Raw genomic sequence first — 26,995 nt, 5'->3', positions numbered from 1 at the left:
CCGTGCCGTTCTCCCACATCCTCGGCCAGGACACCGCGGTCGGCACGCTCGTGCGCGCGCTCCAGACGGGCCGCGTGCACCACGCCTACCGCTTCGAGGGCCCGCCGGGCGTCGGCAAGGAGCTCGCGGCGGTCGCGCTCTCGCAGGCGCTCGTGTGCACCGCGGGCGACCCGCTCGGCTGCGGCCGCTGCGACGCCTGCCGGCGCGCGGCCGCGCGCTCCGCCGGGCGCCCGGCGTCGCCGCTCCACCCCGACGTCGCGATCGTCGCGAAGAACTTCTACCCCGCCGCGGTCATCGGCAGGAACCGCGACGAGCTCACCGAGATCTCGGTCGACCAGGTCCGCGCCATCGTGCTCGCCCACGCCGCCTACCCGCCCCACGAGGGGCGCGCGCGGGTGTTCATCGTCCGCGACGCCGAGGACCTCAGCGTCGGCGCCGCGAACGCGTTCCTCAAGACGCTCGAGGAGCCGCGCCCGGGCACCCACTTCATCCTGCTCACCTCGCGCGGCGATCGCCTGCTCAACACGATCCGATCGCGCACGCTGCCCGTGCGCTTCGCCCCGCTCTCGGAGCCGATCGTCCGCGGCGTCCTCCGCGCGCGCGGCGTGCCGGAGGAGCGGCACGACCTCGCGGTGGAGCTCGCCGCCGGCAGCGCCTCCGCGGCGCTCGAGCTCGCCGACGAGGAGCAGACCGCCTCGCGCGACGCCTTCGTGAAGAGCGTCCTCGCGGCCGCGGCCGCCCGGGATCTCGGGCCCGCCGTCGCGTTCGCGGAGTCGGTGGACCGCGACAAGGGCGCCCTCAAGGACGACCTCCGCGCCCTGAACGCCGCGCTCGCCCGCGAGGCCCGCGCCGCGGTCTCCTCCGGCGCGGCGGGCGCGGCGGATCTGCGGCGCGCCAGCGTCTCGGCGAAGCGCTACGCCGCGGTGTCCCGCGCCGTGGCGCACCTCGAGCGCAACGCCTCGCCGAGCCTCGCGATGGCCTCGCTCATCGCCGAGCTGCGCGGCATCACCGGCTGACGCGCGCCCGCGGGCGCCCCCGCGAGGCGGCGCCCGCCCGGGTCAGCCTTCCCCGCCGCCGCCGAGCCGATCGTAGGCCCCGTCCTCGACGCGCCGGCCGGCCCAGGCGTGGACGCGCCCCTCGCTCGCGATCACCACGGCCGCGTCGCTCCCGCCTCCGTCGTAGAGGGCGAAGATCCCGGCGTCGCCGAGCGGCGGCGCGCCCTTCCCGAGGCGCTCGAGCGCCGCCGGCAGCCGCGCCCGCCGCCGCAGGGTCATGCCGGCGATCTCCAGCGTCGCCGGGGGCTCCTCCGGCGAGTCGATCGCCGCCGGCGCGAGCCACAGGATCTCGCGCCGCGGCGCGGGGAAGGCCACGACGGCGCCCTGCGCGGCCGCCTCGGGCGCGAGGAACACCACGGCGACGATCTCGCCGCGCTCGCGCGCGACGATCGCGCCCGAGAGCCATCGCTCCTCGATCCCGGCCATGACGACGTCGCCGAGCGCGAGCGGCAGCTCGTCCCACAACGACTCCTGCGGCGGCCCTCCGGCCGGGTCCCGCGCCTCTGCGCCGCCGTCCCCGTCGAGGGCCTCCTTCTCGCGGCGCGCCGCGATGTACCCCGCGGTGGCGGCCAGCGCCGCGGCCGCCGCCGCGAGCAGCGTCAGGCTCATCACCCGCCCCCTCCGGGCGGCGCCGCGGGCGCGGCGGCCGGCGCGAGGGCCTCCTTCAGCGCCCGCGCCCGCGCGTTCACCTCGTCGAGGGCGCGCGGGCCGCCCTGCTCCGGCAGCAGCGCGGCGATGATCGCCGCGGCGGAGCAGCGCGCGCCCACCTCCCTCGCCCGCTCCAGCGAGATGCCGCCGATCGCCACGACCGGCAGGCCCGGCCGGGTCTGCTCGACCAGGGCGCTCAGGGACGCGAGCGCGTCGAGGCCGACGACGGCGTCCGGGCGCTCCTTGCTGGAGGTCGCGAAGATCGGCCCGATGGCGACGTAATCGAGCGGCTCCTGCAGCGCGGCCTCCAGCTGCGCGCGCGTGTGGGTGGAGAGCCCGACGCGCAGCGAGGCGCCGGCGGCCTCCGCCAGCCTGCGCACCGCCCGCACGGGGAGATCGTCCTGGCCGACGTGCACGCCGTCGCAGCGCGCGAGCACGGCGAGATCGGCCCGGTCGTTCGCGAACAGCGGCACGCCCGCGCGCGCCGCGAGCGGCTGGATGGCGCGGAGGAGCGAGAGCGTCCGCGCCGCCCCGCCCCGCTTGTCGCGCAGCTGGATGGCGGCGGGGCGCGCGTCGAGGATCGCCTCGGCGAAGGCTGTCGGATCGAGCCCGCGGCGCGCGAGCGAGTCGGTGTCGACGATGGCGTACAGACCGCGCATGACCACGCTGCAAGCGATGGGGAAGCGCCTCGGCGCTCCAAGGGCGCCCAGGCTCGCTGGCTACGCTAAGGTTGACGCCCCCAGAAAGAAAGCGGAAGCGTTCGCTCCCGAACGGATCCTCCATGCGCACACGTCTCGTCCGGATCGCCTGTCTGTTCACGTCGGCCACGTCGGCCGCGCCGGCCGTGTTGACCGCTCTGGGGCTCGCGCCGCGCCCCGCGCTCGCGCAGCCGACGCCTGCGGCGGCGGTCGAGAGGTCGGGCTCCGCGCCGGCGACCGAGAAGTCGGGCTCCGCGCCTGCGGCCGAGAAGCCCACGGCCGGCGCTGCCTCCTCGCGCACGGGGGCCCAGGTCGCCGCGCCCCGGGCGGGTGCGAAGAAGGCGAAGGCGCCCGAGCCTCCGCCCCTGCCGCCCGCGCCGGCGCGCGTCTGGATCATCGCGCCGTCTCCGCTGGGTCCCTGGACGTTGCGGATCGACAACGAAGGGCAGCGCCCGATGCGCATCCCCGCGGACATCCGGCTGCTGCGCTTCGAGATCGAGACGGGGAGCAAACGCACGAAGAAGAAGACCCGCTGCGCCGTGCCCGCCGGGCTCAAGCCGAGCGGCTTCCCCGAGCGGCGCGCGCTCCTGCTGGCGCCGGGGCAGTCGTTCATGGAGCATTTCGACCCGCGCCTGCTCTGCTTTGGCAAGGACGAGGCCGCGCTCACCGGCGGCGCCGTGGTGAAGACCTGGTACGGCTGGGAGCCGCCGCCCAAGTGGTCGAGAAAGCCGCCCACCGGGCCGTTCGCCGCGGAGTCGACCGACGATCCGCTCGCGTTCGCCCCGGCGCCCGGGCTCTCGGCGCCGACCATCGTGCTGAGTTACGGCCTGCCGCCGAAGAGCGACGATTCGGCGAGCGACAGCAATCCGGGAGGCGGCGCGGAGCCGTCGCCTGCGGCCGACAAGGGATCTCAGGCGGCGGCCGACAAGGCGCCCCCGCCCACGGCCGACAAGCCGCCTGCGACGGCGGCCGACAAGGCTCCTCCGGCCTCCGCGGGCACGCCGGCTCCCTCGGCTGCCGCGTCCCCTGCGCCTTCTGGCGACAGCCGCGCCACGGGCTCGTCGAGCGAGCCGATCGTGGACGCCAACGCCCCTCGCTTGGAGCTGACGGCGGGTCCCTGGTCCGACGCGGCGAGCCATCGCTCTGTCCTCGTGCGGGTGACCGCGAGGAACGCCGGCAAGCGGCCGATGACGGTCGCCCTCCGCCCGCGGATGCTCGAGTTCCACGTCGCCGGCCCGAACGGCACGACCGTCTGTGATGCGTCCCCGCCGACCGACGCGATCCCGCGCGACATGTACAGGACGCTGAAGGCCGGCGCGACGTCCGACATGGCGGTCCTCCTGAACGAGGTTTGCCCGGACAACGCGTTCACCCGGGAGGGCCTCTACGAGGTGACGGCCACGCTGCACGCGAACGAGACGGGCGCCTCGGCCAACGTGGACGCCTACACCGCCATCGTCACCGCCAAGAACCCCACGCTCCTCCGCGTGAAGAGCGCCCCGGAGCCGTTCTATGCCGCCGCGCCGCGGGCGGTGCCGACGCCGAAGCCGGAGGAGGCGAAGCCGGAGGAGCACGGCGGCGACGAGTAAATTCTGGTTTGCGCCTTTGCGTTGAAATCTCTCGGGATCCCTGGCCAGCCTTATGAGGCACGAAACTAGACGGGGATGATCCCCCGCTTCTTCTCCGGCCGCTCCACCCGCTTCTTCCGCGCGAGCTCCAGCCCCCACGCGATCACCTTCCGCGTATCCCGCGGATCGATCACGTCGTCGATGAGCCCCCACCCGGCCACCTTCATCACGTCGATGTTCTTCTGGAGCGCCTCGACGATCCCCTGCTTCACCTCGGGCGGCGGCGGGGTGTCCCCGAACATCTTCTTCGCCGCGATCCCGAGCATCCCCTCCGGGCCCATCACGCTGATCTCCGCGGTCGGCCACCCGACGATGAGGTCCGGCTCGTACGCGCGCCCGCACATCACGTAGTAGCCCGCGCCGTACGCCTTGCGCACGACCACCGTGATCTTGGGCACCGTGGCCGCGGCCATCACGTGCAGCATCTTCGCCCCGTGGCGGATGATCCCCTCGTGCTCCACCTTCGAGCCGATCATGAACCCTGGCACGTCCTGCAGGAACACGAGCGGGATGTTGAACGCGTCGCAGATCTGCATGAAGCGCGCGGCCTTGTCCGACGCGTCCACGTCGAGGATGCCGCCCATGTGGCTCGGCTGGTTCGCCACGATGCCGACGGGCGCCCCGCCGACGCGCGCGAGGCAGGTGATGATCGAGCGCGCCCACCGCGGCTTCAGATCGAGCCACTCGCCGTGATCGACGATCGCGCCGATCAGCTTGTACATGTCGTACGCGCGCCGCGGGTTCTCCGGCAGCAGATCGAGCAGCGACTCCTCCCGCCGCTCGATCGGATCCGTGACCTCGCGCCGCGGCGGGTCGTCGTCGCAGCTCGACGGGAAGAACGACAGGTACCGCTTCACCGCGGCGATGCACGCGGCGTCGTCCGCGCACTCCAGGTCGCCGACGCCGCTCTTCGCGGTGTGCACCTTGCTCCCGCCGAGCTCCTGCTCCGAGATGTCCTCGCCCGTCATCGCGCGCACGAGCGGCGGCCCGCCGAGCGCCATCGAGCCGATGTCCTTCACCATCGGCACGAAGTCCGCGAGCCCCGGGATGTACGCCGTGCCCGCGGCGCCCGGCCCCACCATCGCGGCGACCTGCGGCACGACGCCGCTCATGTGCACCTGCTCGCGGAACAGGTGCCCCGAGCCCGCGAACAGCGAGATGCTGTCCGGGTGCATGGAGCCGGGATCGATGCGCGCCCCGCCCGAGTCGATGAACCACACCATCGGCCACCGGCCGCGCAGCGCCATCTGCCGCAGCCGCGTCACCTTCTCCTCGCCCGTCTGCCCGATGCTCCCGCCCTTCACCGTGAAGTCGTACGCCGCCGCGCACACCATCCGCCCGTCGACCTTGCCGAACGCGCACACCACCGCGTCGGCGGGCGGCCGGTCCTTCCCGTCCGGCCCGGCCGCGAGCCCCATCTGCGTGCCGTGCATGCCGACCTCGAGGTGGACGCCGTCGTCGAAGAACGCGGCGAGCCGCTCCCGCGCCGTCATCTTCCCGCGGGCGTGCTGCTTCGCCACCCGCTCCTCGCCGCCCATCCGCCGCGCCTGCTCCCGGCGCGCCTCGAGATCCTTCACGAGCTCTCGCATGTTCACGGGTCACCTCATCCTGCGACAAGACCCCTCGGCCGCGCGGCCCTCTACTTGCCCGACCAGCGCGGCGGCCGCTTCTCCAGGAAGGCCATGAGCCCCTCGCGCGCGTCGTCCGTCGCGAGGCACCCCGCGAGCCGCTCGCGCAGGAGCGGCAGCGCCGCCTCGAGGTCGAGATCGTCCTGCGCCGCGAACGCCTCCAGCCCGAGCCGGATCGCGATCGGGCTCTTGGACAGCACGGTGGACGTCACCTCCCCGACGGCGGCGTCGAGGGCGTCCGGCTCGACCGCCCTGCTCAAGAGCCCGCACTGCGCCGCCTCGTCCGCGTCGAGGCGCTGCCCGAAGAGCATCATCTCCAGGAGCTTGCGGCGGCTCACGTGCCGCTGCAGCACCGCCATGATCATCATCGGGAACAGGCCCACGTTGATCTCGGGCGTCCCGAGCTTCGCGCCGCGCGCCCCGATCGCGAAGTGCGACGCCGCGACGAGCCCGAGCCCGCCGCCCAGCGCGTGCCCGTTCACCCGCGCCACGATCGGCTTCCTCGCGTTCGCGAGGGCGAGCAGGAGGTCCGCGTAGTCGCCCTTCCCCTCGGCCTGCGGCGCCCCGTCGCCCGACATCTGCGCGAAGTCCCCGCCCGCGCAGAACGCGTCCCCCGCGCCGGTCAGCACCACGCACCGCACCGCCTCGTCGGCCATCCCCGCCTCGAGGGCGTGGAGCAGCTCGTTCACCATCGCCGGCCCGATCGCGTTCTTGCGCCAGGGGTTGTTCAGCGTGAGCCGGAGGATCCCCCCCTCGGCCGCCGCCTGGATGACGGTGTACGCGCGCTCCATCACGGCGCCGCCCCTGCCGCCGTCGCGTCTTCCTTCCGCAGCCCGAGGATCTGCCGCGCCTCCTCGACCGTCGCCGGCCGCCGCCCCACGTCGCGCACCATGCGCACCGCGACCTCGCAGAGCTCGCCGTTGCTGCGCGCCATCTCCCCGCTCGGCAGGTAGAAGTGGTCCTCGAGCCCGCACCGCACGTTGCCGCCGAGCACGAGCGCCGCCGCCAGCATCCTCCACTGCCCGTGGCTGATCCCGATCACCTCCCACTCCGATCCTGGCGGCATGATCCTGGTCTGGAGCTGGAGCGACTCAACGTGCGCCGGGATGCCGCCGAGCACGTTGACGATGAACGAGAACTGGAGCGGCGGCTTGAGTAGCCCCATGTCGATGAGCGGCCACACCCCCTGGGTGTGCCCGGTGTCGAAGCACTCGAGCTCGGGCTTCACGCCGGCCTCGTTCATCGCGCCCAGCAGCTTGCCAATCTTCGCGTAGGTGTTGGGAAACACCATATCGAAGTCGAAGCTCTTCCTGGCGCGCGAGTACTTCGAGTAGTTCATGGTGCCCATGTTGAGGGCGGCGATGTCCGGCCGGCTCTCGCGGATGTACGTGCACTGCTCGTTTACGTCCTCGAGGATGGTCCCCGTCGAGAAGTTGAGGAGCACCGGGCAGCGCTTCTGCACCTCTTCTTTGATCCTGGCGAACACCGCCGGCGAGAACGTCGGCGACCCGTCGTCGTTGCGCGCGTGGATGTGCACCGCCGCGGCCCCTGCCTCGTACGCCCGCCTCGCCTCCTCGGCGATCTCGACGGGCGAGTAGGGGATCGCGGGGCACTGCTTGCGCCCGGCGAGCACGCCGGAGAGCGCGCAGGTCACGACGCAGACGTCGGGATCGCGCTCGTTCGGATTCCTCGGTTCCCCGGTGAACGTCGGCTTGTCTCTCATGCCCCCTGCCTCCCTGTTACGCGCCGTCGCAGCCCTCGCCCTTCTTCGCCCCGCCCTGCCCGACCCGCAGCAGCACTTGCTTCTGCAGCTTCGTGAGGATCCGGAGCAGGTCGCGCAGGTCGGTCGGGCTCAAGCTGAGCAGCGCGCTCCTGAAGATCTCCATCGGCTCCACCTGGATCTCGCGCGCGAGCCGCGCCCCTTTGTCGCTGAGCCGGATGTGCACGACCCGCCGGTCGCTCTTCGACCGTTCGCGCCGGACGAGCCCTTCCCTTTCCATCCGGTCGACGATCCCGGTCACCGTGCTGTTCTGCGCCCGGATCCGCTCCGACAGCGTGGACAGCGACAGATCCTGAAACGACTCCAGCAGCTTGAGGATCGTGAGCTGCGGCCCGGTGAGCCCGAACCCGCTCGCCATCCCTTTCGTGAGCCGCCGGGACTCCGTGTAGAGATAGATGATCATCTCCACGATCGCGTCGATCTCCGGTCTCTCCGGCGGCGGGTTCACGCTCACGATGCTTCGCATACGAAATATTCGCTCCCGAAGCAGGCGTCAAGGCCGCCGCACCGGTCCCTTCGTGATAAGGCCCGTCTGCGCCCCGGACGAACCGCCCCTCAACGTTGTGCTCGTCGTGCGTCGTCCAAGCCCCGGGCGGACCGCCCCTCAACGTTGTGCTCGTCGTGCGTCGTCCAAGCCCCGGGCGGACCGCAGGCCCCCGGAGGGTGTGCTCGTCGCGGGGCGCGGGCAGGGCTGTTGTTTGAGCCCCAATTGACGTTGTGTCTCCGGAGTGCGCAGCACGGAGGGGACACAACGTCCCAGGCGAGTTCAGCCCTGCCCGCGCCCCGCGACGAGCACACCCTCCGGGGGCCGCCCCCTCGGATCTCCGCCCTGCCTACTCCCCCCGCCCGCGTCCACGTCCGCGCCCGCGCCCGCTCCCCTGTCCGCGCCGCCGCGCCCCCCGCCCGCTCTTCGCCCGCAGCTCCCGGATGCACCACCGGAGCGCCTCCTGCAGGTCCCGGTGCACCTGCACCGACGAGAGATCGATCCCGAGCGACGACGCCGTCTGCGCCACCTGCGGCTGCACCCCGGCCACGACCCCTTGCGCCCCGAGCAGCTCGATCGTCTGCAGCATGCTGATGAGGTGCTGCGCCGTCGCCGAGTCGACCTCTTCGACCCCCGTCACCTCGACGATCGCGTAGTGCGACTTCGTCTCGACGATCGTGTGCAGCAGCTTCTCGGTGATCTCGGAGGCCCGGCGGCGGTCGATGCTGCCCACGAGCGGCAGCACGAGCACGCTGTCCCAGACCTGGATGATCGGCGTCGACAGCGTCTCGATCGCGCTCTCCTGCCGCTCGACCACCTCGCGCAGCGACTCTTTCTGATCGATCACGTCGCGCAGCGACTCCTCGGCGCGCATGCGCTCCAGCGTGATCGCGAACATCTCGCCCACCACCTGCAAGAGCGCCCGGACGCTCTTGTCCCACGCGCGGTGCGCCCGCACCGCGTCGAGCCCCACGACCCCGATCAGCCGCCCCGCGTACGCCGCCGGCATCCTGATGAGCGACGTGATCCCGAGCTCCGTGAACGCCCGCCGCTCGCTCTCGGCCTCATCCGGCAGATCGGCGACGCGCGGCACGTCCACGAGCTCCAGCCGGAACAGCCGCTCGACGAGCCACGGATACGCGTCCCGCGTGACGGTCGCCCGCTCCGCGCGCAGCGACGGGACGCCCTCCGCGCACCACTCGTGCGTGTTCAAAAACCGCTGCCCGTCCTCCGAGAGCAGGAACAGCGTCGTCCTGTCGGCGCGCAGCGCCCTCCCGAGCTCCGCCAGCGCCGCCTGGAAGCCCCGGTCGATGTCCACGAGCTTCACGTTGACGAAATGGGCCGAGATCGACGCGACGAGCATCTTCGTCTCGATCCGCTGCATCAGCGCCCGCTCCAGGCGCTTCTGCTTGCCCACGTTGCGCGCCCACGCGTAGACGAGCCCCTCGTCCGGCACCGAGAGCAGCGACCAGGACAGCCAGACGTAGAGGCCGCTCCTGCTCCTGCACCGGTTCTCCAGCCCGAGGGTGACCGACCCCTGCCGGAGCCGCTCCAGCTGCTCCCGCGTCGACGCCACGTCGTCCTGATGAACCAGATCGAGGAGGTTCCGCCCGATCAGATCCCCCGCCCCCAGCCCGAGCGTGCGCTCCCACGCGTCGCTCACCCGGAGGAACGATCCGTCGATCCGCAACACGCACAGCGGATCGGGACAGACAGCGAAGAACCGCAGCAGGTCCGCTTCGTTCGCAGGTGCCTCCATCGCCGCTCGCCCTACCGCGCCCCCACCCCACGGCTAAGGTTCTTTGACATCCTCGAACGTCGTCCTCGCGGCCACGTGCTCCTCGTTCAGGTTGAGGAGGATCGGCAGGGTCTCGTGCTGCCAGTCGTCGTCGAGGATCCGCCTCACGGTCACCCGACCGGGCACGAGGTTGTACACCGCGTCCACGATGTCCATGATGACGTAGAAGCCGTTCGAGTTGCAGAACCGCATCTTCACGAAATCCATCACCGTGGACGTGATGGGGTGCTGCGGCAGGACCCGCGCCAGCTCGTCGAGGTAGCTGGACAGGTACCGGTACGGGTTGTCGATCCGGATAGCGCCCTCGAAGGTCAGGACGAGGCGGTTGTCGTCATCGAGCCGGGCGACCGACTGAAAGACGCTCAGCCCGCCATCCGTGATTTCTCCATAGCTGAGAGCCTTCATACGCGACCTTTCGTGGAAAACATACGCAGCCTTTTCAAGGGAAAGTTGCCTGGACGACGAGGATTCCATCGACGTACTGCGTCGAGAGATGGAACTTGTTCTCGGCGGTCAGCCGGATGAGGCCGAGGCCTCCTCTGCGCCGGTCGTTGCGCCGCTCGCGCACTGTCCTGGCGAAGAGCTCCCTCGGGTCCTCCGCGGCGAAGATCTCGTCGAATACGGCCTTGACGGTTCGGTACTCCTCCGGGGTAACGCGGTTCGAGACCTTGATGAGCAGCCGGTCCGGATCGATGCTCAGATCCAGCCGCACCTCGCTCTCGCGCTCGGTCCCGTGCTGGATCACGTTGGTGACCAGCTCCGTGACGACCACGTTGACCTTCTGGCAGATCCGCCTCGGATAGAACCTTACCAGCAGCGCGTCCAAAAAGTTCGCAAGCAGGCCGGCCACGTCGCCCGTGATGTGATCGATCGGAGATATGTATATCGATGCACCGACCGACGTCTGCGAATGATTCTTCTCGGGCTTCATCAGGCGCACCTTCGCAGGATGATCAGTGTGATGTCGTCGGCGTCCGCCACTCGGAACCGCGTGTAGTCCTCGATGCATCGATCGAGGATTACCTGCACCGGCTCCTCGCTGTGCTTGACGACGATTTCGTTGAGACGTTGCACGGAATATATCTCCCCGCTCGCGTCCTGCGCCTCGAACATCCCGTCTGTGTACAAGGCGAGGACGTCATCCTCCTCGAACGGCAGCTCGAACTCGTGAAACGGCTTGATGCGCAGACCGATGAAGTTGCTCACCCGGTTGAACGAGCGAGGCGTCCCGCGGCGAACCAGGAGCCCGTAGCCTCCGCCCGAGACGTAGCGAAGGAACCGGTCCGTGAACATGACGAAGTTCACCGTCGCGTACCGGCGGACCTCTCGCAGGAACGAGTAGGCGCTCCGGTTCACCCAGTCCACGATCGCGCCCGGGCTGTCGAGCCGCTTGGTGGCGTGGGCGAACTGGGCCTTCAGGAACGCCATGATGAGCGCCGACGATACTCCGTGACCCGAGATATCGTAAACCCCGATCGCGTGGCGCTCCCCGGGGAGATAGAAGAAGTCGTAATAGTCCCCTCCCACCTGCGCCAGCTGCTTGTGGAAGATGGCCATGTCGAACGCCGAGGCGATGGCTCCGCTCGCCTCCGGAAGCAGCGCGCGCTGCACCTGCCGCGCCACCGCGAGGTCGTCGTCGATGGCCCGGTTGTACCCTTCGAGCTCGTTTTCAATGCTGGTCGCGTGCTCCAGGATCGCCTCGTGCACCAGGGAGAGATCGTCGAAATCCAGCTTCAGCTTGTCGACGTACTCCAAAAGCGCGCTGCAGCGTTCCATGAAGTCGGTGAAGTTCCCCTCCTCGCGCAGCAGCGTGTTCCACGCCTGCCGATCCTTCACGATCGCCCTGATGGCATCCAGATTACTCTGCTTCTGTATGAAGCCTCTGGAGTGCATCGAGCTGATGTCCTTGGGTGAAGTCATGGATCGACCTGGACGCGAATCGGGTTGGACGGAGGATCCCATCCGAGCTCAATCACAGAGTATCATCTCGAAGTTCTGATTGAACTTCTTGAGGTTGGGCAGCGACTTCCCCTGCCACGGGATGGACTTCGACCCGCGGACGATGAGCTGGAGCTCGCCCTTCTTCCGGGTGGCGATCGCGAACTTGTAGAGGACGTTGATCCCCGAGCTGTTCAGGAAGTTCAGCGCGCGTACGTCGAGCGTGATCGTCGGCGGGTTCGTGGCGAGGACCTTGTCGAGCAGCTCCTCGATGGGGGCGTACTCGGTCGTGCCGCCAAGACGAAGGATCCCCTCCAGGTACACCACCACCTCGGAAGGATCGTACCAAACCCGGTAGTTGCCGCCTTTGATTTCCATTCTCGACCTTTCATTCAAAATAGGAATTCTGGCCATCGTCTTGATGCTGAAGCTGTTGACCGAGATCGGATCCAGCTTCCACCCAAGACTGACACCGTAATCGTTCATGATGATCAGGTACCCGAGCCCCGACCCGGCGTTCTCTGCGTCCTCGGCGTTCGCCTCGGCCTGCCTGCGCAGGAGCTCCCCGGGGTCCTCCTGCGTGAGCTCCAGGAGCTTCTCGCGCAGCGAGGGGACGGCGGCGTTCGTGATCTGGTTGCTGACGAGGCACACCAGGTCCTCACGCCCGATACCGACGGTCACCGTGATATCGCCGTGCTGGTTGAACTTCACGGCGTTCTCGACGAGCTCGTTCAGGACGTATCCGATGGCACCAGAGACCTCATCTCGACTGATGAGCCTGTCCTCGCCGTCTATCTCCGGAAAGAGCTCGCCGAAGTACTCGGCCATGAAATTCGCCGTCAGGTTGCACAGGCTCCATCTCACCGCGAACGAGTCGGGGTACAACGTCAGCGACATGTGCTCGCTGAACGAATCGTCTAAAGAGTAGACGCCGATGATTTCGCTCATGGTAATGCCCAGTCTCCCCCTTGCTCACACCCTCTTAATGACAAGCACTGTAATGTCATCATGGATCTTGTTGTAGCCAACGTGCGCCAAGACATCCTCGATGATAGCGTCTTTTATCTCCTTCGAGGTCTTCTCATGACTCCGCGAAATCACCTGACAGAGCCGGTCGATGCCGTATTGTTCCTCTGACGAGTCCTCCGCCTCCGTGATGCCGTCGCTGAACAGCGTCACGACGTCCCCCGGCTCCAGCTGCACCTCGATGCTGCCGATGAAGTCGCTGATGTCGAGGTCGATGCCGATCGGCAGCCCGAGCCCCATGGTCTCCACGCGGTCGAGGGTCCCGTCCTTGCGGACGATGATCAGGTCCTCGTGCTGGCCCGTGAGGTGCAGCTTGCCGTCGCCGTCGCTGTAGTCGAGGAGGGTCAGGGACAGGTTCTTGTCCGAGCGGATGCGCTGGATGTTCTGGTAGATGACCTTGTTGACGATGTTCAGGAACTTCTTGGGATCGCGCTCGTTGGCGGCGAGCAGGGTCCGCACGGCGGTCTGGACCATCAGCATCAAGACGCCGCTCTCGAGCCCGTGGCCCGTCACGTCGCCGATGCCGATCTTGACCATGCCGTCGCTCCGCAGCACGTCGTAGTAGTCGCCGCCGACCTCGTCGGCGGGGGCCATGTAGCCCGCGATGTCGAGGCCCGGGATCTCCTGGAGCTCGGCCGGCGCGGGGAGCACCATGAGCTGGAGCTGGCGCGCGACGTTCAGCTCGGCGCCGAGGCGGATGTTCTCCTGCGCGAGCTTCGCGTTCAGCTCGCTGATCTCCTCGTTCGCCTTCTCGAGCGCGCGCGTCCGCTCGCCGACGAGCTCCTCGAGGTTGTTCGTGTAGGCCTGGATCTCGCTCGCCATCTCGTTGAAGGCGACGCCAAGCTGGCCGATCTCGTCGGCGGAGTTCACCTGGATCCGGACGCCGTAGTCGCCCTCCCGCATCCGCGTCGCGCCCGTCGAGAGCGCGACGAGCTCGCCCGTCATCTTGCGGGAGACCAGGTAGACGCCGAGCATGAGCACGAGGAACGAGGCCATCGTGATCAGGATCTGCGTCGTCACGATGCTCGTCCGGCTCTGCTCGATGGCCTCCTGCGCCGCGATGAGCGAGGCGTACATCTCGGCCTTCGGAACGACGAAGCCGAGGGTCCAGTGCTCCGTCGCGATCGTGGAGCCGGCCCAGCTGTTCAGCGCCGAGAGGCGCTCCAGCACGACGATGTGCTGCTGGCCGTTGATCGTGACCTCGTGGTAGTCGATCTGGTCGGCCGTGGGCGGCGTGAGGCCCGCGATCTGGGGCTCCTTGCTGTCCTTGAGGCGCCGCGTCAGCAGGCCGACGCCCGCCTCGGCCTTGTCGGAGCTCGCCTGGAGGCCGAGGGTCACCGCGCCGGGATCGTTGACCGCCAGCACGTTGCCGTCCGACTGCGCGAGGAAGGCGAAGCCGGTCTGCGCGAGCTTCACGTCCTTGATCGACTCGATGAGCTGCGCGAGGGTCAGGTCGATGCCCACCGAGCCGGCGAAGGCCTTCCGGTCCTTGCTCCAGATCGGGTGGAAGACGGTCATGACCATGCCGCCGCCCGCCGCGTCCTCGTACGGCGGGAGGACGGTGATCTGGGTCTTGAGCTGCTTCAGGCCGTCCGGCGTCTTGATCCACTCGAGCCAGCTGTCCACGAGGCCAGGGAAGAAGAAGTCGTACCAGATCTTCTCGTTGTGCCCCGGGTACTTCTTGTCGCAGGCGCCGCCGGTGTCCGTGTAAGGCACCATCCTCGCGAACGGCTGCTCGCGCGGCCCCACGTAGTAGAGCTGCAGCTTCGACGCGCCGTACTTCGCGAACGACGGCATGAGCAGGTCGAGCCACGCCGACCGGTCGACCGAGCGCTGCACGTCGGGCAGGACCGCCCCGCGGTCGCCCATGTACCCCCAGACCGTGACCGCGGCGGGCTCGTCGGGGCCGTTCTGGAACCAGTTGCCCTTCGGGTTGTAGATGAGCTTGTCGTGCAGGGCGGGCAGCCCGCCGGCGACGTCGAGCATCGGCTCGATGCTCTGCCCCATGTCGGACGCCTGCTGGACGATGTCGGCGAAGATCTCGAGATCCGAGTACGCGTGGTTCAGCTGGAAGTTCGTGTGCTGAGCCTTGTCCTCGATGTGGTTGGTGAGGTACTCGCGCGTGGCCACGTTCAGGCCGGACTCGATCTCGCGCGTCGACTTCTCGCTCAGGCGATGGATGCCCTGGCGGGCGACGATCATGTTCAGCAGCGCGCCGATGAGCACGCTGAGGCCGGTCACCAGGAGGAACTTGGTATTGAACTTGGTCAGCCTCGCGAAGATGCCCCGCGGGCCCGCCGGTGTTCGTTCTTTATCAGAGGATGCCACGTCACGCATCTCCTTCAACCAGTACTGCCGGCCTCGCCCGCTCGCCTGGCTTCACTCGCCACGGATCTCTCGTCACATGCATCGGAGCGGCTTGCGCCCGGAGCCCGCGTAGATGGGCCACGACGCGTAGCCGCGCTCGCTGAGGATCGCCTCGACGTGCGCCGCGTGGCCGAGCCTGAGCCGCTCCTGCGTCTCGGCGTCGGCCTCCGTCCTCTGAGCCATCTGGTTGATGACGTACGACCAGCTCTCGACCACCTTGGCGAAATCGTGGCGGTCGGTGTTCATGTTGCTGATGTTGACGAGATCGACCTTGATGTCCTCGAGGTCGCTGTCGACGAGCATCTCCCGGGTCTTGAAGCCGATGTCCATGTCCATCCCCAGCTTGCGGCCCATCGTGATGATCTCGTCGTACGTCCAGCGGATGGCCTCCTGCTGGGGGTACCCGGCGATGCAGGACATCATCTCGTTGGTCACGTAGATCCGCCCGCCCGGCTTGCAGATGCGGAACAGCTCGTGGAGGATGCGCTTCGGCTGATCGAAGACCTGGAGCGACAGCCGGCAGGACACGAAATCGTAGGAGTTGTCGGGCAGGAGGAGCGCCGCGGCGTCCCCGTACTGGTACTCCACGTTGTCGAGGCCGAGGCTCTTCACCACCTTCTGGGCGTACCGGAGCATCGGCCTGGAGTGGTCGACGCCCACGATGTACTCGGGCTTGAAGTCAGCCTGCAGCTTGAGCGCGAACTCCCCGAGGCCGCACCCGATGTCCGCGATCCGCATCCCCGGCTGGAGCCCGTGGCGCTCGAGGATCAGCCGCTCGTGCTCCCAGATGATCTTCGCCTGGGTGAGCAGGACGACGATGAAGTCGTCGTCCTCGATGACCTGCTGGAGCGGATAGAACGCCTTGTCGTAGATGACGACGGAGACGTTCGGGTACAGCTCGGCGATCACCTGGAACTTGCGGATCGCCCACGGGATGACGCTCGAGATGATCAGCCGGATCTTGAGGTTCGGGCGCGCCTCCACGGCCCACCGGACGAACCGGTTGATCTCGAGGAAGGCGACGTTGTTCATGTACTTGAGGCGCTTGAAATCGAGGCAAAGCTCGCCTGTCGCGTTCTTCGCCGCCGTCTCCAGCGTGCCCCGGATCGCCCGCATCTGGTCGCCCACGAAGGGCCGCAGCATCCCCGCGAGGGCGACCTCCTGGTCGTTCTGGTCGACCCGCATGTTGAACGTCACCGAGGATCGCCACGACGGGAGGCTCCCCGACGAGGACGAAGGCGGGACGACGGTCTCAGGGTAGATTGAAGCGCTCATTGTTCATCTACCTCAGTAAACGGCAACTCGATGTTCAGGGTCAGCGAGTTCCCGTTCTTGGGTTCAGTGAAACTCAGCGTTGAGCCGTAGACTACGGCGAGCTCTAGCAGGCCTAGCGTGGTGATGTCGTTGTCGGGCACGTCGTGCTCGAGCTGCTCCCGGTACCAGGTCATGGGATCGGGCTGATTCAGCAGCTGGACCGCGTGCTTGTAGAACTGAACGCTCTCGTCGTTGGCGGGGACCTCAGCTGTCACGCTGATGCGCCCGTTGTTTCTCTGAAAGGTGATGTTGATGTTGCCCGACGGGGCGTGATTGCGATAGATAGCTTCGAGCAGCTCGTTGAAGAAGGTCGAGAGGAGCGTCGCGTAGCGCTCAGGGTCGTCCTCGTTGGCGCTGGCATACCTCGCGAGGAAGTTTGCCATCTGGTGGCAGTGGCTCCAGCGTCTGCTGAAGCCGGTGACCGAGAAGTTGGCTGAGATGATCATGCCGATCGGCGCCATGACCGGCGGTGGTCGCAGCGTCGGGGCTACATCGGTCGGCTTCGAAACGGACATCAAGGCCTCGGGGTTGGTTTGCGAGAGGAGGCACGACGCAGATTACCTGGAGTGTGGGTGCCGCGTCGAGGGCGTCGCGCCCCTGTTCGCCGTCGCCGCTGTAAACTCGACCGCGCACCGCCGGTAGCCAGGACTGCCTTGAAGGCACCCGGATTGCTACAAATTCGCGCCAAAATTGTGACTCAGGTTACAATTACACCTCTGCTGGTAGTTTGTGTAGGTGGAGAAAGGTGCTCTCCTCACACGCTCGGGCGGCCGGGGCCCGGCGGATCGGCCCGAGTGCGGCGCGTTCGCCGGTCTTTCTCCTCGTGTCGGAGATCCACCCTGACGACGCCTGCTGATCCACTCGCCCCCCGAAGGGCGCACATCGGTCCGGCGGCCGCGACGTGAATTTGTTGCTTCCCGCATCGACCACGGACCTTGGCAGGTGGTGAGTGCAGCCAGCGAAGCGTCGAGAGGAGTCTCAGAGAGAGGTAATCGAAAGCGCGTCGCTCCTGTCAACACTTTCTTGCCCGCGGCCCCCGCGCCCCGCGCGGCGACGCATGGAGTGTGGTCGCGAGTCGCTACGGAACTGTGCGGAGGTCGGTGGGGCTACCCACGCGGCGCCGGCGAGGGCCGGGACGAGTGGCCCTCTCGCGCGCGTGGTTTTCACGGCGACGTAACGGCGGTAACGCGGGCGCGATGCGTCGCGGCGTCGCGGCGTCGCGGCGTCGCGGCGTCGAGCGAGCGCGTGCGTCGGAGACGCCGCGCGCCGAGCCCCTGCGCGCCGAGCCCCCGCACGCCAAGACGCCGCGTTCGCCCCGCGCTTCGTGATCTCGCTTGGCTCGCCAACTCGCCCTCTTCCGCCGTGCGGCCAGGGCGCGGGTGCGCGCGGGGCCTCTGCGCCGCGCCGGCAACGATTGCGCTTGACACGCGCCGCCCCGGCGCGCGCGTGCGCGGCTGTTCACCGCGGCGCGGCGCCGCGCCGCTCGATGGCGTCGAGCTCGTCCATCACGGCCTTCACGCGCGGATCCGTGGGATCCACGGCGCGCGCCTTCTCGTACGCGGCGCGCGCCTCCTTGAGCTGCCCCGACTGCGCCAGCGCATTGCCCAGGTTGATCCAGGCGCTGCCGAGCCGGTCGTCGAGCTTCAGCGCCTCGCGGTAGAGGGCGATCGCCCTCTGCAGGTCGCCGCGGAGGTGGTGCGCATACCCGAGGTTGGATCGGTAGGTGGCGCGCGCGGGATCGCGGGCGACGGCGGCCTCGAGGTGCGGGACTGCCCGCGCCGGATCGTTCGCGGCGAGCAGGGCCGTCCCGAGATCGTTTTGCAGGCGCGCGTCGGCCGGCGAGAGCCTCGCCGCGCGCTCGTAGGCGCGGATCGCGTCCGCCGTCTTGCCCGCCGCGAGGAGCGCTGTCCCGAGGTTCGCCTGCCGCTCGGCGTCGCCCGGGGCGAGCTCGGCGGACCGGGTGAGCTCGCGGACGGCGTCCTGCAAGTTGCCGAGCGCGAGGTGCGCGACGCCGAGCGCGGATCGGGCCTCGGCGTCCGCGGGCGCGAGCTCGGCGGCCCGCGCGATCTCGCCGAGCGCCGCGTCCGCGCGGCCGAGCACGAGCAGCGCGCGCCCGAGCTCCAGGTGCGCTGGCGCGTAGCCCGGATCGAGCTTCACGGCGCGCCGGAGCTCCGGAATCGCGGCGAGCAGCGTCCTGTCGTTCGGGGCGCCGCCATACTCGGACGAGACTCCCGCCCTCGCGATCGCGGCGCGCTGGGCGCCGACGATCGCCGCCGCGTCCTTCCGGTCGAGCTGCGCGGCCGCGCGATAGGCCTTCTCCGCGGCGGCGAAGTCGCCTTGCGCGTACGCGGCGTCGCCCTCCTCGAGCTTCCGGTCCGCGGGCGTGCCGGTGCCGCGCGCGACCTTCGGCGGAGGGCTCGCCGCGGCCGCCTCGCTGGTGGACGGCGCGTCGAGCGGGACGCCCGATCCGGCCGGCGCGCCCGGCGCGGCCGACGCCGACAGGGCCGGCGCCGCGTTCGCTCCGGCCGGCGCCGGCGCCGGCGGCGCCGACGCGGGCGGCGCTGCTGTGGCAGCGGTGGCGGACCGCGCGGGCGCGGGCACGTCCGCGGGCGTGCCCGGCGGCGCCGGCGCGGCCGCGCAGCCGGCCAGCGCGAGCAGGCCCGCGATCCGGCGCATCGGCGCGCCGCCGCTCACAGCTTGTACGGGGTCATCGCGTGCTCCTTGCCGTCGTAGCGGAGCAGCACCGGCTTGTTATCCATCTTCGTCGCCACGCCGACCGGCCGCTTCCAGCACCGGACGAGGGCCACGAGCGTCTCGCGCGCGTAGTCGGCGCGCAGGTCGAAGCCCCCGTGCACGTGCTCGAGCAGGAGCTCGCCGCGGTTGCCGTAGTTGGCGTCGACGACGCGGATGTACGGATCGCCGAAGTTCGTGAGCTGGAAGAGGAGCTTCTCCTTCACCTCCTTGAACTCGCGGCTCTCGATCTCGAACCGGTCGTTCCGGCCGGAGAAGCCGAACGTGTACATCTTCTGGTCGATCACGAACTCCGGCGTCAGGAACTCGTCGATGAACGTGACGTCGTTGTAGAGCGCGCGCACCTGGAAGATCTTCTCCCTGCCCAGGCCGAGGCGCATGTCCCAGGTGCGCTTCGCGTCGAGGTCGGTGCACTCCTCCCACTCGCGGCCGAAGCGGCCCTTGTTCCACCGATCCTCGATGTACCGGTAAAGCTCGACGCCCACCTTGTACGGGTTGAAGCGCCCCGGCGCCGTCGCCATGACGCCGGCGTTGTTCTCGGCGTAGTCGATGATCTCCGAGGCATCGAGGACCTTCTCGGTCATCATCTTGGAGTGCCAGTACGAGGCCCACCCCTCGTTCATGATCTTCGTCTGGCGCTGGGGCACGAAGTAGTAGGCCTCCTCGCGGATGACGTCGAGCACGTCGCGCTCCCACCGGTCGAGCGGCGCGTGGTCGAGCAGGAACTTGAGCACGTCGCGCTCGGGCCGCTCCGGGACCTTGCGCTCGGGCTTCTTCTGCTCCTGCCGCTTCTTCCGCTGCGCCTCGAGGATCTCCTCCGGGTTGATGAAGGAGTCCATGTACTCCTTGGCCCGGAGCTTGTAGGTGTCCATCGGCTCCTCCGTGGGCTCCTCTTCCTCCTTGGGCGCGGGGCGGCCGGTGAACGGGGCCCACGGGTCGATCAGGTTCTCGAGCGAGAGGCAGTGGTCGACGAACGCCTCGACCTTGTTGATCCCGTGGCGCTCGATGTGGCGCGACACGCGCGCGCCGTGGTTCGCCATCTTGTCGATCCACTTGCGGTCCGGGTCGTACCCCTCGCTCCGCCGGACGGGGTCGACGATCGGGCCGCGCTGGTCGAGGTCGGTGGACCGGAAGCAGAAGTTGTTCTTGAAGAAGTCGACGTGCGCGTACACGTGCGCCATCACGAGCTTCTGGTCCGTGAGCGAGTTGCCCTCGAGCAGGTAGGCGTACGAGGGGTTGTTGTTGATGACCATCTCGTAGATCTTCGAGAGGCCATACTCGTAGCTCTTCGAGAGCTGCTCGTACTCCATGCCGAACCGCCAGTGCGGGTAGCGGCTCGGGAAGCCGCCGTACGCGGCGATCTCGTTCATCTGGTCGTACGTCAGCATCTCGAAGATGACCGGGAAGAAGTCGAGCCCGTAGTCCCGGGCGATCTTCTCGATGCGATCCTTCTCGGTGCGGAGGTAACGGGGCAGCGCGGTGTTCAGCGCGAACTTGCTCATGCCGCTCTACTTCCCCTTCCCCAGGAAATCCTTGATGCTGCCCACGATGGCGTCCTTGTCCCTGATCTCGCTCACCACGACCCGTTCGTCCTGGGAGAAGTGCTCCTTCAGGTCCTTGATGAACTGGCCCGAGCCGTACGGGCTCTCCACCTGCCCGTAGGCGAACATGTTGACCCGCGGCAGGATCTGGGTCTTCAGCACGTCCACGCACGAGAGCGTGTCGTCCATCGACCAGTTGTCGCCGTCGGAGAAGTGGAACGGGTAGATGTTCCACTCGTCCGGCGGGTAGTCGTTGTCGATGATCTGCGAGCAGAGCTTGTAGGCGCTCGAGATCATCGTGCCGCCGGACTCGCGCGTGTGGAAGAACGTGTCCCGGTCGACCTCGCGGGCGATCGCGTCGTGGATGATGAAGCGCGACTCGAGGCCCTTGTACTGGCGGGTCAGCCACGCGTCGATCCAGAACGACTCGATGCGCACGATCTCCTTCTGCTCGTCGCCCATCGAGCCGGAGACGTCCATCATGTAGATGATGACCGCGTTCGCGACGGGCTCGGTGATCGTCTTCCACGAGCGGTAGCGCTTGTCGTCCGGGATGGGGACGACGACGGGCGCGGTCGGGCGGAACGTCCCGCTCGAGATCATCCGCTTCAGCGCCTCGCGGTAGGTGCGCTTGAAGTGGCGCAGCGACTCCGGGCCGACCCGGCGGATGCCGGAGTAGCGGTCGTGGGCGTTCGAGATCTTGCTCTTGCCCTTGTCCTGGATGTCGGGAAGCTCGAGCTCCTCGCCGAGGATGCCGGCGAGCTCCTCGAGCGTGACGTCGACCTCGAGGAGGTGATCCCCCTCGCCGCTGCCGGCCTTCCCCTCGCCGGGCTGCTTGTCGTCCGAGCCCCCCACCGGGTCGCCGGGGTTGCCGTCGCCCTGGCCGACGCCGCCGCGCTGCTTGTCCCCGAAGCGGAAGCGCGGGATGTCGATCTGCGGAATCGGAATCGAGACGAGATCCTTCCCCTTTCGCCCGATGAGCTCGCCCTGCGAGATGTACTTGCGCAGGTTCTCGCGGATGCGGCCGCGAACGATCTGACGGAAGCGCCCGTGATCCTGGTCGATCTTCAACGACACCGGGCAAGTGTAGCATCGGAAGCGGCCTCCGGTCCGCACGTTCGGCGAGCCGGCGCGGCGGACGGTGCCGGCGCGCGCCGTCCGCCGCGCCGCGGGCTCCCGGCCGTCTCCCCGGCTCGTCCCCGGCGCCCTCGCGGCCGTCAGGCCCGCCCGTCTGGGACTGCGCCCGTGATACCCTGCGCGCCGTGCTTGTCCGAGCCGCCGCCGTCCTCTTCGCCGCCCTCGGCCTCCACGCGCTCGGTTGCGGCTCCCGCGAGCAGCTCCTCGGCCTGCCCGAGCTCGCGGGCGCGGGGGGCGCCCCCGACGCCCCGCCGGACGCGCCGGTGTGCCGCGCGGACGGGTTCCCCTGCGAGAGCGGGGCCGACTGCTGCAGCGCGGCGTGCGCGCAGGGGATCTGCGGCGGCGGCAGCTGCGCGCTGGACGGCGCGCCGTGCGCCGCCCCGCGCGGCTGCTGCTCGGGGCTCTGCAGCGACGGCGTCTGCGGGCAGGGCTGCTTCCTCGACGGGGCGCCGTGCCAGCGGGCGGACCAGTGCTGCACGGGCGTCTGCACGGCGGGCTCCTGCGGCGAGCGCTGCTTCGCCGCCGGGACCCCGTGCACCTTCTCGGAGCAGTGCTGTTCGCTGCAGTGCGTGGGCGGCGTGTGCGAGACGCCCTGCATCCCGAACGGCTCGCTCTGCGACGAGGGCGCGCGGTGCTGCAGCGGCGCGTGCGTCGCGGGCGCCTGCGCCGAGGCGTGCGCGCCGGACGGGTTCTCCTGCGACGCCGGCGGCGAGTGCTGCAGCGGGCGCTGCAACGCGGGCGTGTGCGGCGGGTGCAGCCCGGACGGGGCCGCGTGCGCCACGGCCGACGCGTGCTGCTCCGGCGTGTGCGAGGGCGGCATCTGCGGGGGCGCGGCCTGCTCGCACGAGCCGTGCGAGATCGGCCCGCCGCTCGGCGAGATCTGCGGCGGCTGCGCGGCGGAGATCTGCCGCGCCGATCCGTTCTGCTGCACCTCCAGCTGGGACGAGATCTGCGTCGGCGAGGTCACCGCGATCTGCGGGCTGACCTGCGGCGAGTGCGCGCGCGACGGCGCCGCCTGCGCGGGCGACGACGCGTGCTGCAGCGACGCGTGCGAGGACGGCGTCTGCCGGACGCCGTGCACGCCGGTCGGCGGCGGCTGCGCGTCGGGCGCGTCGTGCTGCAGCGGGCTCTGCTTCGAGGGCGCCTGCGTCGACTGCCTGCCGAACGGATCGAGCTGCTCGTCGGCGGAGAGCTGCTGCAGCGGCGCGTGCGACCCGAGCGCGGGCTGCACGACCGAGTGCAGGCCCGAGGGCGCGCCGTGCGCGGACTCCGGCGAATGCTGCAACGAGAGCTGCACGAACGGCCTCTGCGGCGGCACGGCGTGCCCCTCCGACGGCACGGCGTGCGGGGGCTGCGTGGCCGAGACGTGCTGCGCGCAGCTCAACCAGTGCTTCATCAACCCCTCCTGCGCCGAGGACGTGGCGTGCTTCTTCGGCTGCCTCGACGAGGGCAGCGGCCCCGCCGTCTGCGGGTTCCGCTGCATCGGCAGCCCCGAGACGTTCCAGCTGCTGCTCTGCGTGGGCAGGAGCTGCGGCGGCGGCACCTGCTTCTGACGGGCGAGGCGATCGCGCCCTGGGGAGGGTCGACCTCCGCGTGAGCCCGGGGCTGCGCAGCGGAGCGCTCGTCGGCGCCTCCGCCCTGCGGGTGCGGAACATCCTGCCGTGGGCCGGCCTCGGGGTCGCGCTGGAGCACGTGCTCGAGACCTCGCGGCAGCCCCGCCAGCGGCACCTCGAGGGCGGCGCCCGCGTCGGCTTCGACTGGGGTTTTTGAGGCGATTTGCCGGTGGATGTGCCGCGGACCCGACGCGCAATAGGCGCTCGCGCCGGGGTGGACTACAGAAGAGCCTGATTTCGATTCCGGTCTCTCCCGCCGACTTTCCGACCGGGAAAGAGGAAAGGCTGTGGCACCATGAGGCCACGAGCGAGCTCATGTCGAGAGAGCTCGAAGGGGAGGGCGCCATGCCGAGAGGCGAGACAGCAAAGGATACGTCCGGGCAGAGAAAGCGGGTCGGGATTACGTCGAGGCCGAGAGCGCCAGTCGCGCGCGGACAGGCCGCGTCCGCAGGGTCGACGGGCGAGTCGGAGCGGGGCAAGGCGGCCTCGGTCAGGAAGACCAGGGCTGCAGCCGGCGCAGCCGGCGGCGCGAAGAAGGCCGCGGGCCAGCGGCAGCGGGCGACCCAGGGCAAGAAGGGCACACGCAAGGCAACCGCGGGCTCCGCGGCGCGGCCGGGCACCCCGCGGCGCGCCAAGGCGGGCGCGGGCGCCACGAGCACGAACGCGAAGAAGACGGGCAGCGGCACGAGGAAGACGGCCGCCGGTCCGACGAGCCGGCGGCGAGCCGCCACGGCGAGGAAGCCGGCGGTCGCGCGGAAGAGGGCTGCCACGGGCGGGGCGGCGGGGCGCGCGCGGGGCAAGGCCGGACCGGCAGCCGCGCGGAAGAAGGCGGCGGGCGCGAAGGGAGCGGCGCCGCAGCGCGCGGCGGCCGGGCGCGCGCCGAAGCAGCGCGCGACCGCCGGGCGCGCACCGAAGCAGCGCGCGACCGCCGGGCGCGCGCCGGCGCGGACGACGAGGGCGGCGCGGCCCCGCGCCCAGAGAGCAGGCCAGAAGCGCGCGACCGCCGGAAGGCGTGCGGCCGCCAGCTGAGCCGTCGCGAAGGGCGCGCCGCGCTGCGCGCCCTGCCCATCCCTTCTCCCGATCCTTTCCTGAGGGCGATGGCCCGCGGCGAAGCGCCGCCGCGGCGCGGCGTCCGCCCCGCAGCGCCCCGCGCCGTCCAGCACGCCGCGCCGCGCGCGGCGCGGCGCGGCGGGGCGCGATCAGAGCGCCGGGCGCAAGGGCTCACCGACCGTGAGCACCACCCACGTGGCGGTCAGACAGTGGCACGACATCGCAGCGAGGCCGTACCGCCTCGACCGCGCTCGCCGCGCGCAGACGGGGCAGCCAGCGTCGCCGCGCCGGCCCGTGAAGTGGCGGCGCGACGACGGCGGGACGATGCCGATCTGAGCTCCGTCGCCCTCCGCCACGCCGCACGCCTCCCCCATCCTGCTCTGCCGCGGAGACGCAGCCACGCGCCGCGTGTCCTGCGATCCCCCGATCGACCGGAGCGCGACGCCACCGTCGCCAGACCGGCGCTCGACGGCCCGGCGTGCGGCCTCTGGCGTAGGGCGATGCTGGACCATCGTAGGCACGCTCCTTCGGACGAGGCCAGAGCCAACGACCCAGGCTCGGGGATGTGGCGCCGCACTGCGGTCGAGCTTCATCCTAGCAGGATCGCCGGACCACGCATGGATGACATTCCGTATCTGCGTGCTGCTTCCCACCGCGACAGCCTCTTGTCATTGTTGTCTCCTCTGCGCGATCGCGTTCGCGCAGCGCCAGGAGGTGGCATTGCGCCGAGCGCGGCGCAGCCTGCGCTCCATCGTCGCTCTTCGCGGGCCAGGCGCCGGAGCCCCGCTGCGCGCGCGGCGCGTGCCCCGCGCGCAGCGAGGTCGGCCTGCGACGACCAGGAACAGGATGTTCTGGAGACCTGCTAAGGGCTGTCCTGACGACGCCCGGCGCGAGGCGAAAGGGCGCCGGCGCCCGCGCGGCGGCGCCGGCCGCGCGGGCGTGTTCGAGGCGCCTCAGTTGATGACAGGATCGGGGACCGGCGGCACCTCGTCGTCCGGAACGATGCAGGCGGAGAGGTCGAACAGCATGAAGAGGAGCGCCTTTTCCTGCGGCGTCAGGTCGGCGGTGGTGCAGCCCAGCGGGAACGGCTGCCCCGTGACGTCCCCCGCGGAGACATGGATATCCGTGAACACGAGGCGGCCGCACTGCGCCTCCTCCTCGACGCCGATCGGCGTGTTGAACGTGAAGTACTGGACCCCGGCGGGCTCGGGCTGCTGGTAGTAGATCCACTGGGTCGCGATCGCCTCGTTCACCCCGTTGACCGTGTGCTGAGCGCCGTTGATCACGATCTCCCCGTGCGTGGTCGACGCCCCGACGTTGAACAGCCAGTCCGCGAGCGCCTGGCCCTTCGGGAACCTCATGTCCACGCTCGCCGTGAGCGGGCTCTCCGGGTCCTCCTGGATGTTGTCCCAGATGGCGGTATCCGGGAACGGATCGGGCCCTCGCTTCAGCCAGTAGTTGTGCCAGTGGGACGCGAACACGCGCCCGCCGAGCGACGTGTAGTCGAACAGGGCCTGGCGCGCGGTCTCGGGCTTGTCCTCGGCGTGGGGGTCGCCCTCGCAGGCCAGGATCACCATATCGTATTTCTGCAGGCTCTCGACGGTCCCCCAGAGGTTCGTGGCGGGCGTGAAGTCGACACCCCCGTTCAGGGTGCCCGTATAGTTCGTCGTCACGGGGTGACCCGGGTCGCCGCGGCCGGCGAACAGGTTGATCCGCCCTGCCCCGGTCTCCGGGGTGAACTCGCTGTCCTCGATCCCGAGCTTGCGCAACAGGCACTCGAGCGGATCGGCGCCGCCCGTCGTCAGGGCGATCTTCGGGATGTGCCCCTCCTGCTGGTTCTTCGGCAGCCGGATGGTCCCGGCGTCCGTCTCGTTGTCCTTGCACGCCTCCACGGCGGGGAGGGTGATCTCGCGCCGCCATTTGCCCACCTGGACGACGACCGGGATGTCGTCGCCGACCGGCACGTTCTCCAGGACGAACCGCCCGTGGGTGTCGGTCAGCGCCGTCACGAGCGGCGATCCCGAGAGCGTCGCGCTGCACTGCTCGCAGGTCGCGCCGTCGGTGATGGGATCGAGCGGCGCATTGGGGACGTAGACGATCACGTTGTAGAGGGGCAGCTTCCCCGAGGGGTCGTAGACCGTGCCGCTCACCGTGGTCTTCGCGTCGCCCTCGCACGCGACCTGCTGGCACTCGAGGCCCTTGCACCCCCCCTCGCCGCCCGCCCCGCCGCCGCCGTCGCCAGGCGGCAGCAGATCACCGCCGCCGAGGCCGTCGCCCGTGGTGGACCCCCCGCCGACAGGCCCCGCGCCGCCGGACGCCGCGCCCCCGCTGCCGCCCGTACCTCCCGTGTCCCCGCAGGAGCAGCCGGCCATGACGCCCGGCACCATGGCCATCACAGCCACCAAGACTCCCGCCTTGCCCGACCAAGTCAACATTCCGAGCCTCCCGGGCGCGGGCGAAGGAATCCTGCCGCCACCCAATCTCTATCGTAGGCGAGGGCGTGGAAATCGGAAAGCACGTCCCGTGAAGACCAGGGATG

At 69.8% G+C, this 26,995-nt stretch carries 23 protein-coding genes; 5 read left to right on the top strand and 18 right to left on the bottom strand.

All coding sequences use genetic code 11. The features are described 5' to 3' along the window. Positions 1-2 precede the first annotated feature (2 nt). Positions 3-1,016, top strand: a complete 1,014-nt coding sequence (locus tag WMF43_RS11135; protein ID WP_437679602.1) for an ATP-binding protein — start codon at positions 3-5, stop codon at positions 1,014-1,016. Between the two features lie 42 nt (positions 1,017-1,058). Here the strand turns inward: WMF43_RS11135 and WMF43_RS11130 are convergent, their stop codons facing one another. Further along, positions 1,059-1,664, bottom strand: coding sequence for a hypothetical protein (locus tag WMF43_RS11130; RefSeq protein WP_437679600.1), 606 nt, complete (start codon positions 1,662-1,664; stop codon positions 1,059-1,061). Further along, a complete protein-coding gene (locus tag WMF43_RS11125) occupies positions 1,664-2,362 on the bottom strand; it encodes a thiamine phosphate synthase (RefSeq protein ID WP_437679599.1) in 699 nt (232 codons plus the stop codon). The genes WMF43_RS11130 and WMF43_RS11125 overlap by 1 nt, the downstream gene beginning before the upstream one ends. A gap of 122 nt (positions 2,363-2,484) precedes the next feature. Here WMF43_RS11125 and WMF43_RS11120 point away from each other — a divergent pair, with 122 nt between their 5' ends. Then, entirely contained in the window at positions 2,485-3,990 is a 1,506-nt protein-coding gene (locus tag WMF43_RS11120) for a hypothetical protein (RefSeq protein WP_437679597.1), read from the top strand. Between the two features lie 65 nt (positions 3,991-4,055). Here the strand turns inward: WMF43_RS11120 and WMF43_RS11115 are convergent, their stop codons facing one another. The 15 genes from WMF43_RS11115 to WMF43_RS11045 all read right to left on the bottom strand — a co-directional run bounded on the left by WMF43_RS11115 (position 4,056) and on the right by WMF43_RS11045 (position 21,733). Further along, positions 4,056-5,618, bottom strand: coding sequence for an acyl-CoA carboxylase subunit beta (locus WMF43_RS11115; RefSeq protein WP_437683989.1), 1,563 nt, complete (start codon positions 5,616-5,618; stop codon positions 4,056-4,058). A gap of 50 nt (positions 5,619-5,668) precedes the next feature. Beyond that, positions 5,669-6,448 carry an enoyl-CoA hydratase/isomerase family protein gene (locus WMF43_RS11110; RefSeq protein ID WP_437683987.1) on the bottom strand — a complete coding sequence of 260 codons (780 nt, stop codon included), beginning with the start codon at positions 6,446-6,448 and terminating at the stop codon, positions 5,669-5,671. Further along, positions 6,448-7,380 carry a 3-keto-5-aminohexanoate cleavage protein gene (locus WMF43_RS11105; RefSeq protein ID WP_437679595.1) on the bottom strand — a complete coding sequence of 311 codons (933 nt, stop codon included), beginning with the start codon at positions 7,378-7,380 and terminating at the stop codon, positions 6,448-6,450. Before WMF43_RS11105 ends, WMF43_RS11110 begins: the two co-directional genes overlap by 1 nt. Before the next feature lie 16 nt (positions 7,381-7,396). Next, on the bottom strand, positions 7,397-7,903 hold the full coding sequence (locus tag WMF43_RS11100; RefSeq protein ID WP_437679594.1) for a MarR family winged helix-turn-helix transcriptional regulator: 507 nt from the start codon (positions 7,901-7,903) through the stop codon (positions 7,397-7,399). 367 nt (positions 7,904-8,270) lie between these two features. Continuing rightward, positions 8,271-9,680 carry an STAS domain-containing protein gene (locus tag WMF43_RS11095; RefSeq protein WP_437679593.1) on the bottom strand — a complete coding sequence of 470 codons (1,410 nt, stop codon included), beginning with the start codon at positions 9,678-9,680 and terminating at the stop codon, positions 8,271-8,273. A 33-nt stretch (positions 9,681-9,713) separates the two neighbouring features. Beyond that, positions 9,714-10,124 (bottom strand): hypothetical protein, encoded by a 411-nt coding sequence (locus WMF43_RS11090; RefSeq protein WP_020734190.1) that lies wholly within the window; start codon positions 10,122-10,124, stop codon positions 9,714-9,716. A gap of 34 nt (positions 10,125-10,158) precedes the next feature. Next, a complete protein-coding gene (locus WMF43_RS11085; protein ID WP_233561296.1) occupies positions 10,159-10,650 on the bottom strand; it encodes an ATP-binding protein in 492 nt (163 codons plus the stop codon). Then, complete coding sequence (locus tag WMF43_RS11080) at positions 10,650-11,639, bottom strand: PP2C family protein-serine/threonine phosphatase (RefSeq protein ID WP_437679592.1); 990 nt, start codon at positions 11,637-11,639, stop codon at positions 10,650-10,652. Before WMF43_RS11080 ends, WMF43_RS11085 begins: the two co-directional genes overlap by 1 nt. Before the next feature lie 48 nt (positions 11,640-11,687). After that, on the bottom strand, positions 11,688-12,554 hold the full coding sequence (locus tag WMF43_RS11075) for a slr1658 superfamily regulator (protein WP_437679591.1): 867 nt from the start codon (positions 12,552-12,554) through the stop codon (positions 11,688-11,690). Between the two features lie 75 nt (positions 12,555-12,629). Continuing rightward, positions 12,630-15,011, bottom strand: coding sequence for a SpoIIE family protein phosphatase (locus tag WMF43_RS11070; protein WP_437679590.1), 2,382 nt, complete (start codon positions 15,009-15,011; stop codon positions 12,630-12,632). A 72-nt stretch (positions 15,012-15,083) separates the two neighbouring features. Beyond that, positions 15,084-16,325, bottom strand: coding sequence for a class I SAM-dependent methyltransferase (locus WMF43_RS11065; RefSeq protein WP_104978609.1), 1,242 nt, complete (start codon positions 16,323-16,325; stop codon positions 15,084-15,086). Beyond that, positions 16,322-16,879 (bottom strand): hypothetical protein, encoded by a 558-nt coding sequence (locus WMF43_RS11060; protein WP_437679588.1) that lies wholly within the window; start codon positions 16,877-16,879, stop codon positions 16,322-16,324. Before WMF43_RS11060 ends, WMF43_RS11065 begins: the two co-directional genes overlap by 4 nt. A 943-nt stretch (positions 16,880-17,822) precedes the next feature. After that, on the bottom strand, positions 17,823-19,040 hold the full coding sequence (locus tag WMF43_RS11055) for a tetratricopeptide repeat protein (RefSeq protein WP_437679587.1): 1,218 nt from the start codon (positions 19,038-19,040) through the stop codon (positions 17,823-17,825). Between the two features lie 14 nt (positions 19,041-19,054). Beyond that, on the bottom strand, positions 19,055-20,617 hold the full coding sequence (locus WMF43_RS11050) for a SpoVR family protein (protein WP_437679585.1): 1,563 nt from the start codon (positions 20,615-20,617) through the stop codon (positions 19,055-19,057). A gap of 6 nt (positions 20,618-20,623) precedes the next feature. Then, positions 20,624-21,733: a DUF444 family protein gene (locus WMF43_RS11045; protein ID WP_437679583.1), complete on the bottom strand. Its 1,110-nt coding sequence runs from the start codon at positions 21,731-21,733 to the stop codon at positions 20,624-20,626. Positions 21,734-21,918: 185 nt separating this feature from the next. Between WMF43_RS11045 and WMF43_RS11040 the strand changes: the two genes are divergently transcribed. The 3 genes from WMF43_RS11040 (at position 21,919) to WMF43_RS11030 (ending at position 24,435) form a co-directional block, all read left to right on the top strand. Then, positions 21,919-23,346: a hypothetical protein gene (locus WMF43_RS11040; RefSeq protein ID WP_437679581.1), complete on the top strand. Its 1,428-nt coding sequence runs from the start codon at positions 21,919-21,921 to the stop codon at positions 23,344-23,346. A gap of 40 nt (positions 23,347-23,386) precedes the next feature. Then, complete coding sequence (locus WMF43_RS11035; RefSeq protein WP_437679580.1) at positions 23,387-23,563, top strand: hypothetical protein; 177 nt, start codon at positions 23,387-23,389, stop codon at positions 23,561-23,563. 158 nt (positions 23,564-23,721) lie between these two features. After that, a complete protein-coding gene (locus WMF43_RS11030) occupies positions 23,722-24,435 on the top strand; it encodes a hypothetical protein (protein WP_437679578.1) in 714 nt (237 codons plus the stop codon). A gap of 974 nt (positions 24,436-25,409) precedes the next feature. On the opposite strand, the gene WMF43_RS11025 is transcribed toward WMF43_RS11030, so the two are convergent. Further along, positions 25,410-26,849 carry a carboxypeptidase-like regulatory domain-containing protein gene (locus WMF43_RS11025; protein ID WP_437683986.1) on the bottom strand — a complete coding sequence of 480 codons (1,440 nt, stop codon included), beginning with the start codon at positions 26,847-26,849 and terminating at the stop codon, positions 25,410-25,412. Positions 26,850-26,995: the final 146 nt, after the last annotated feature.

Origin of the sequence: Sorangium sp. So ce131, from assembly GCF_051519095.1 — a bacterium.
Lineage (GTDB): Bacteria > Myxococcota_A > Polyangia > Polyangiales > Polyangiaceae > Sorangium.
Note: the sequence above shows the minus strand (reverse complement) of the source record. Positions and strands in the feature narration are given on the sequence as shown.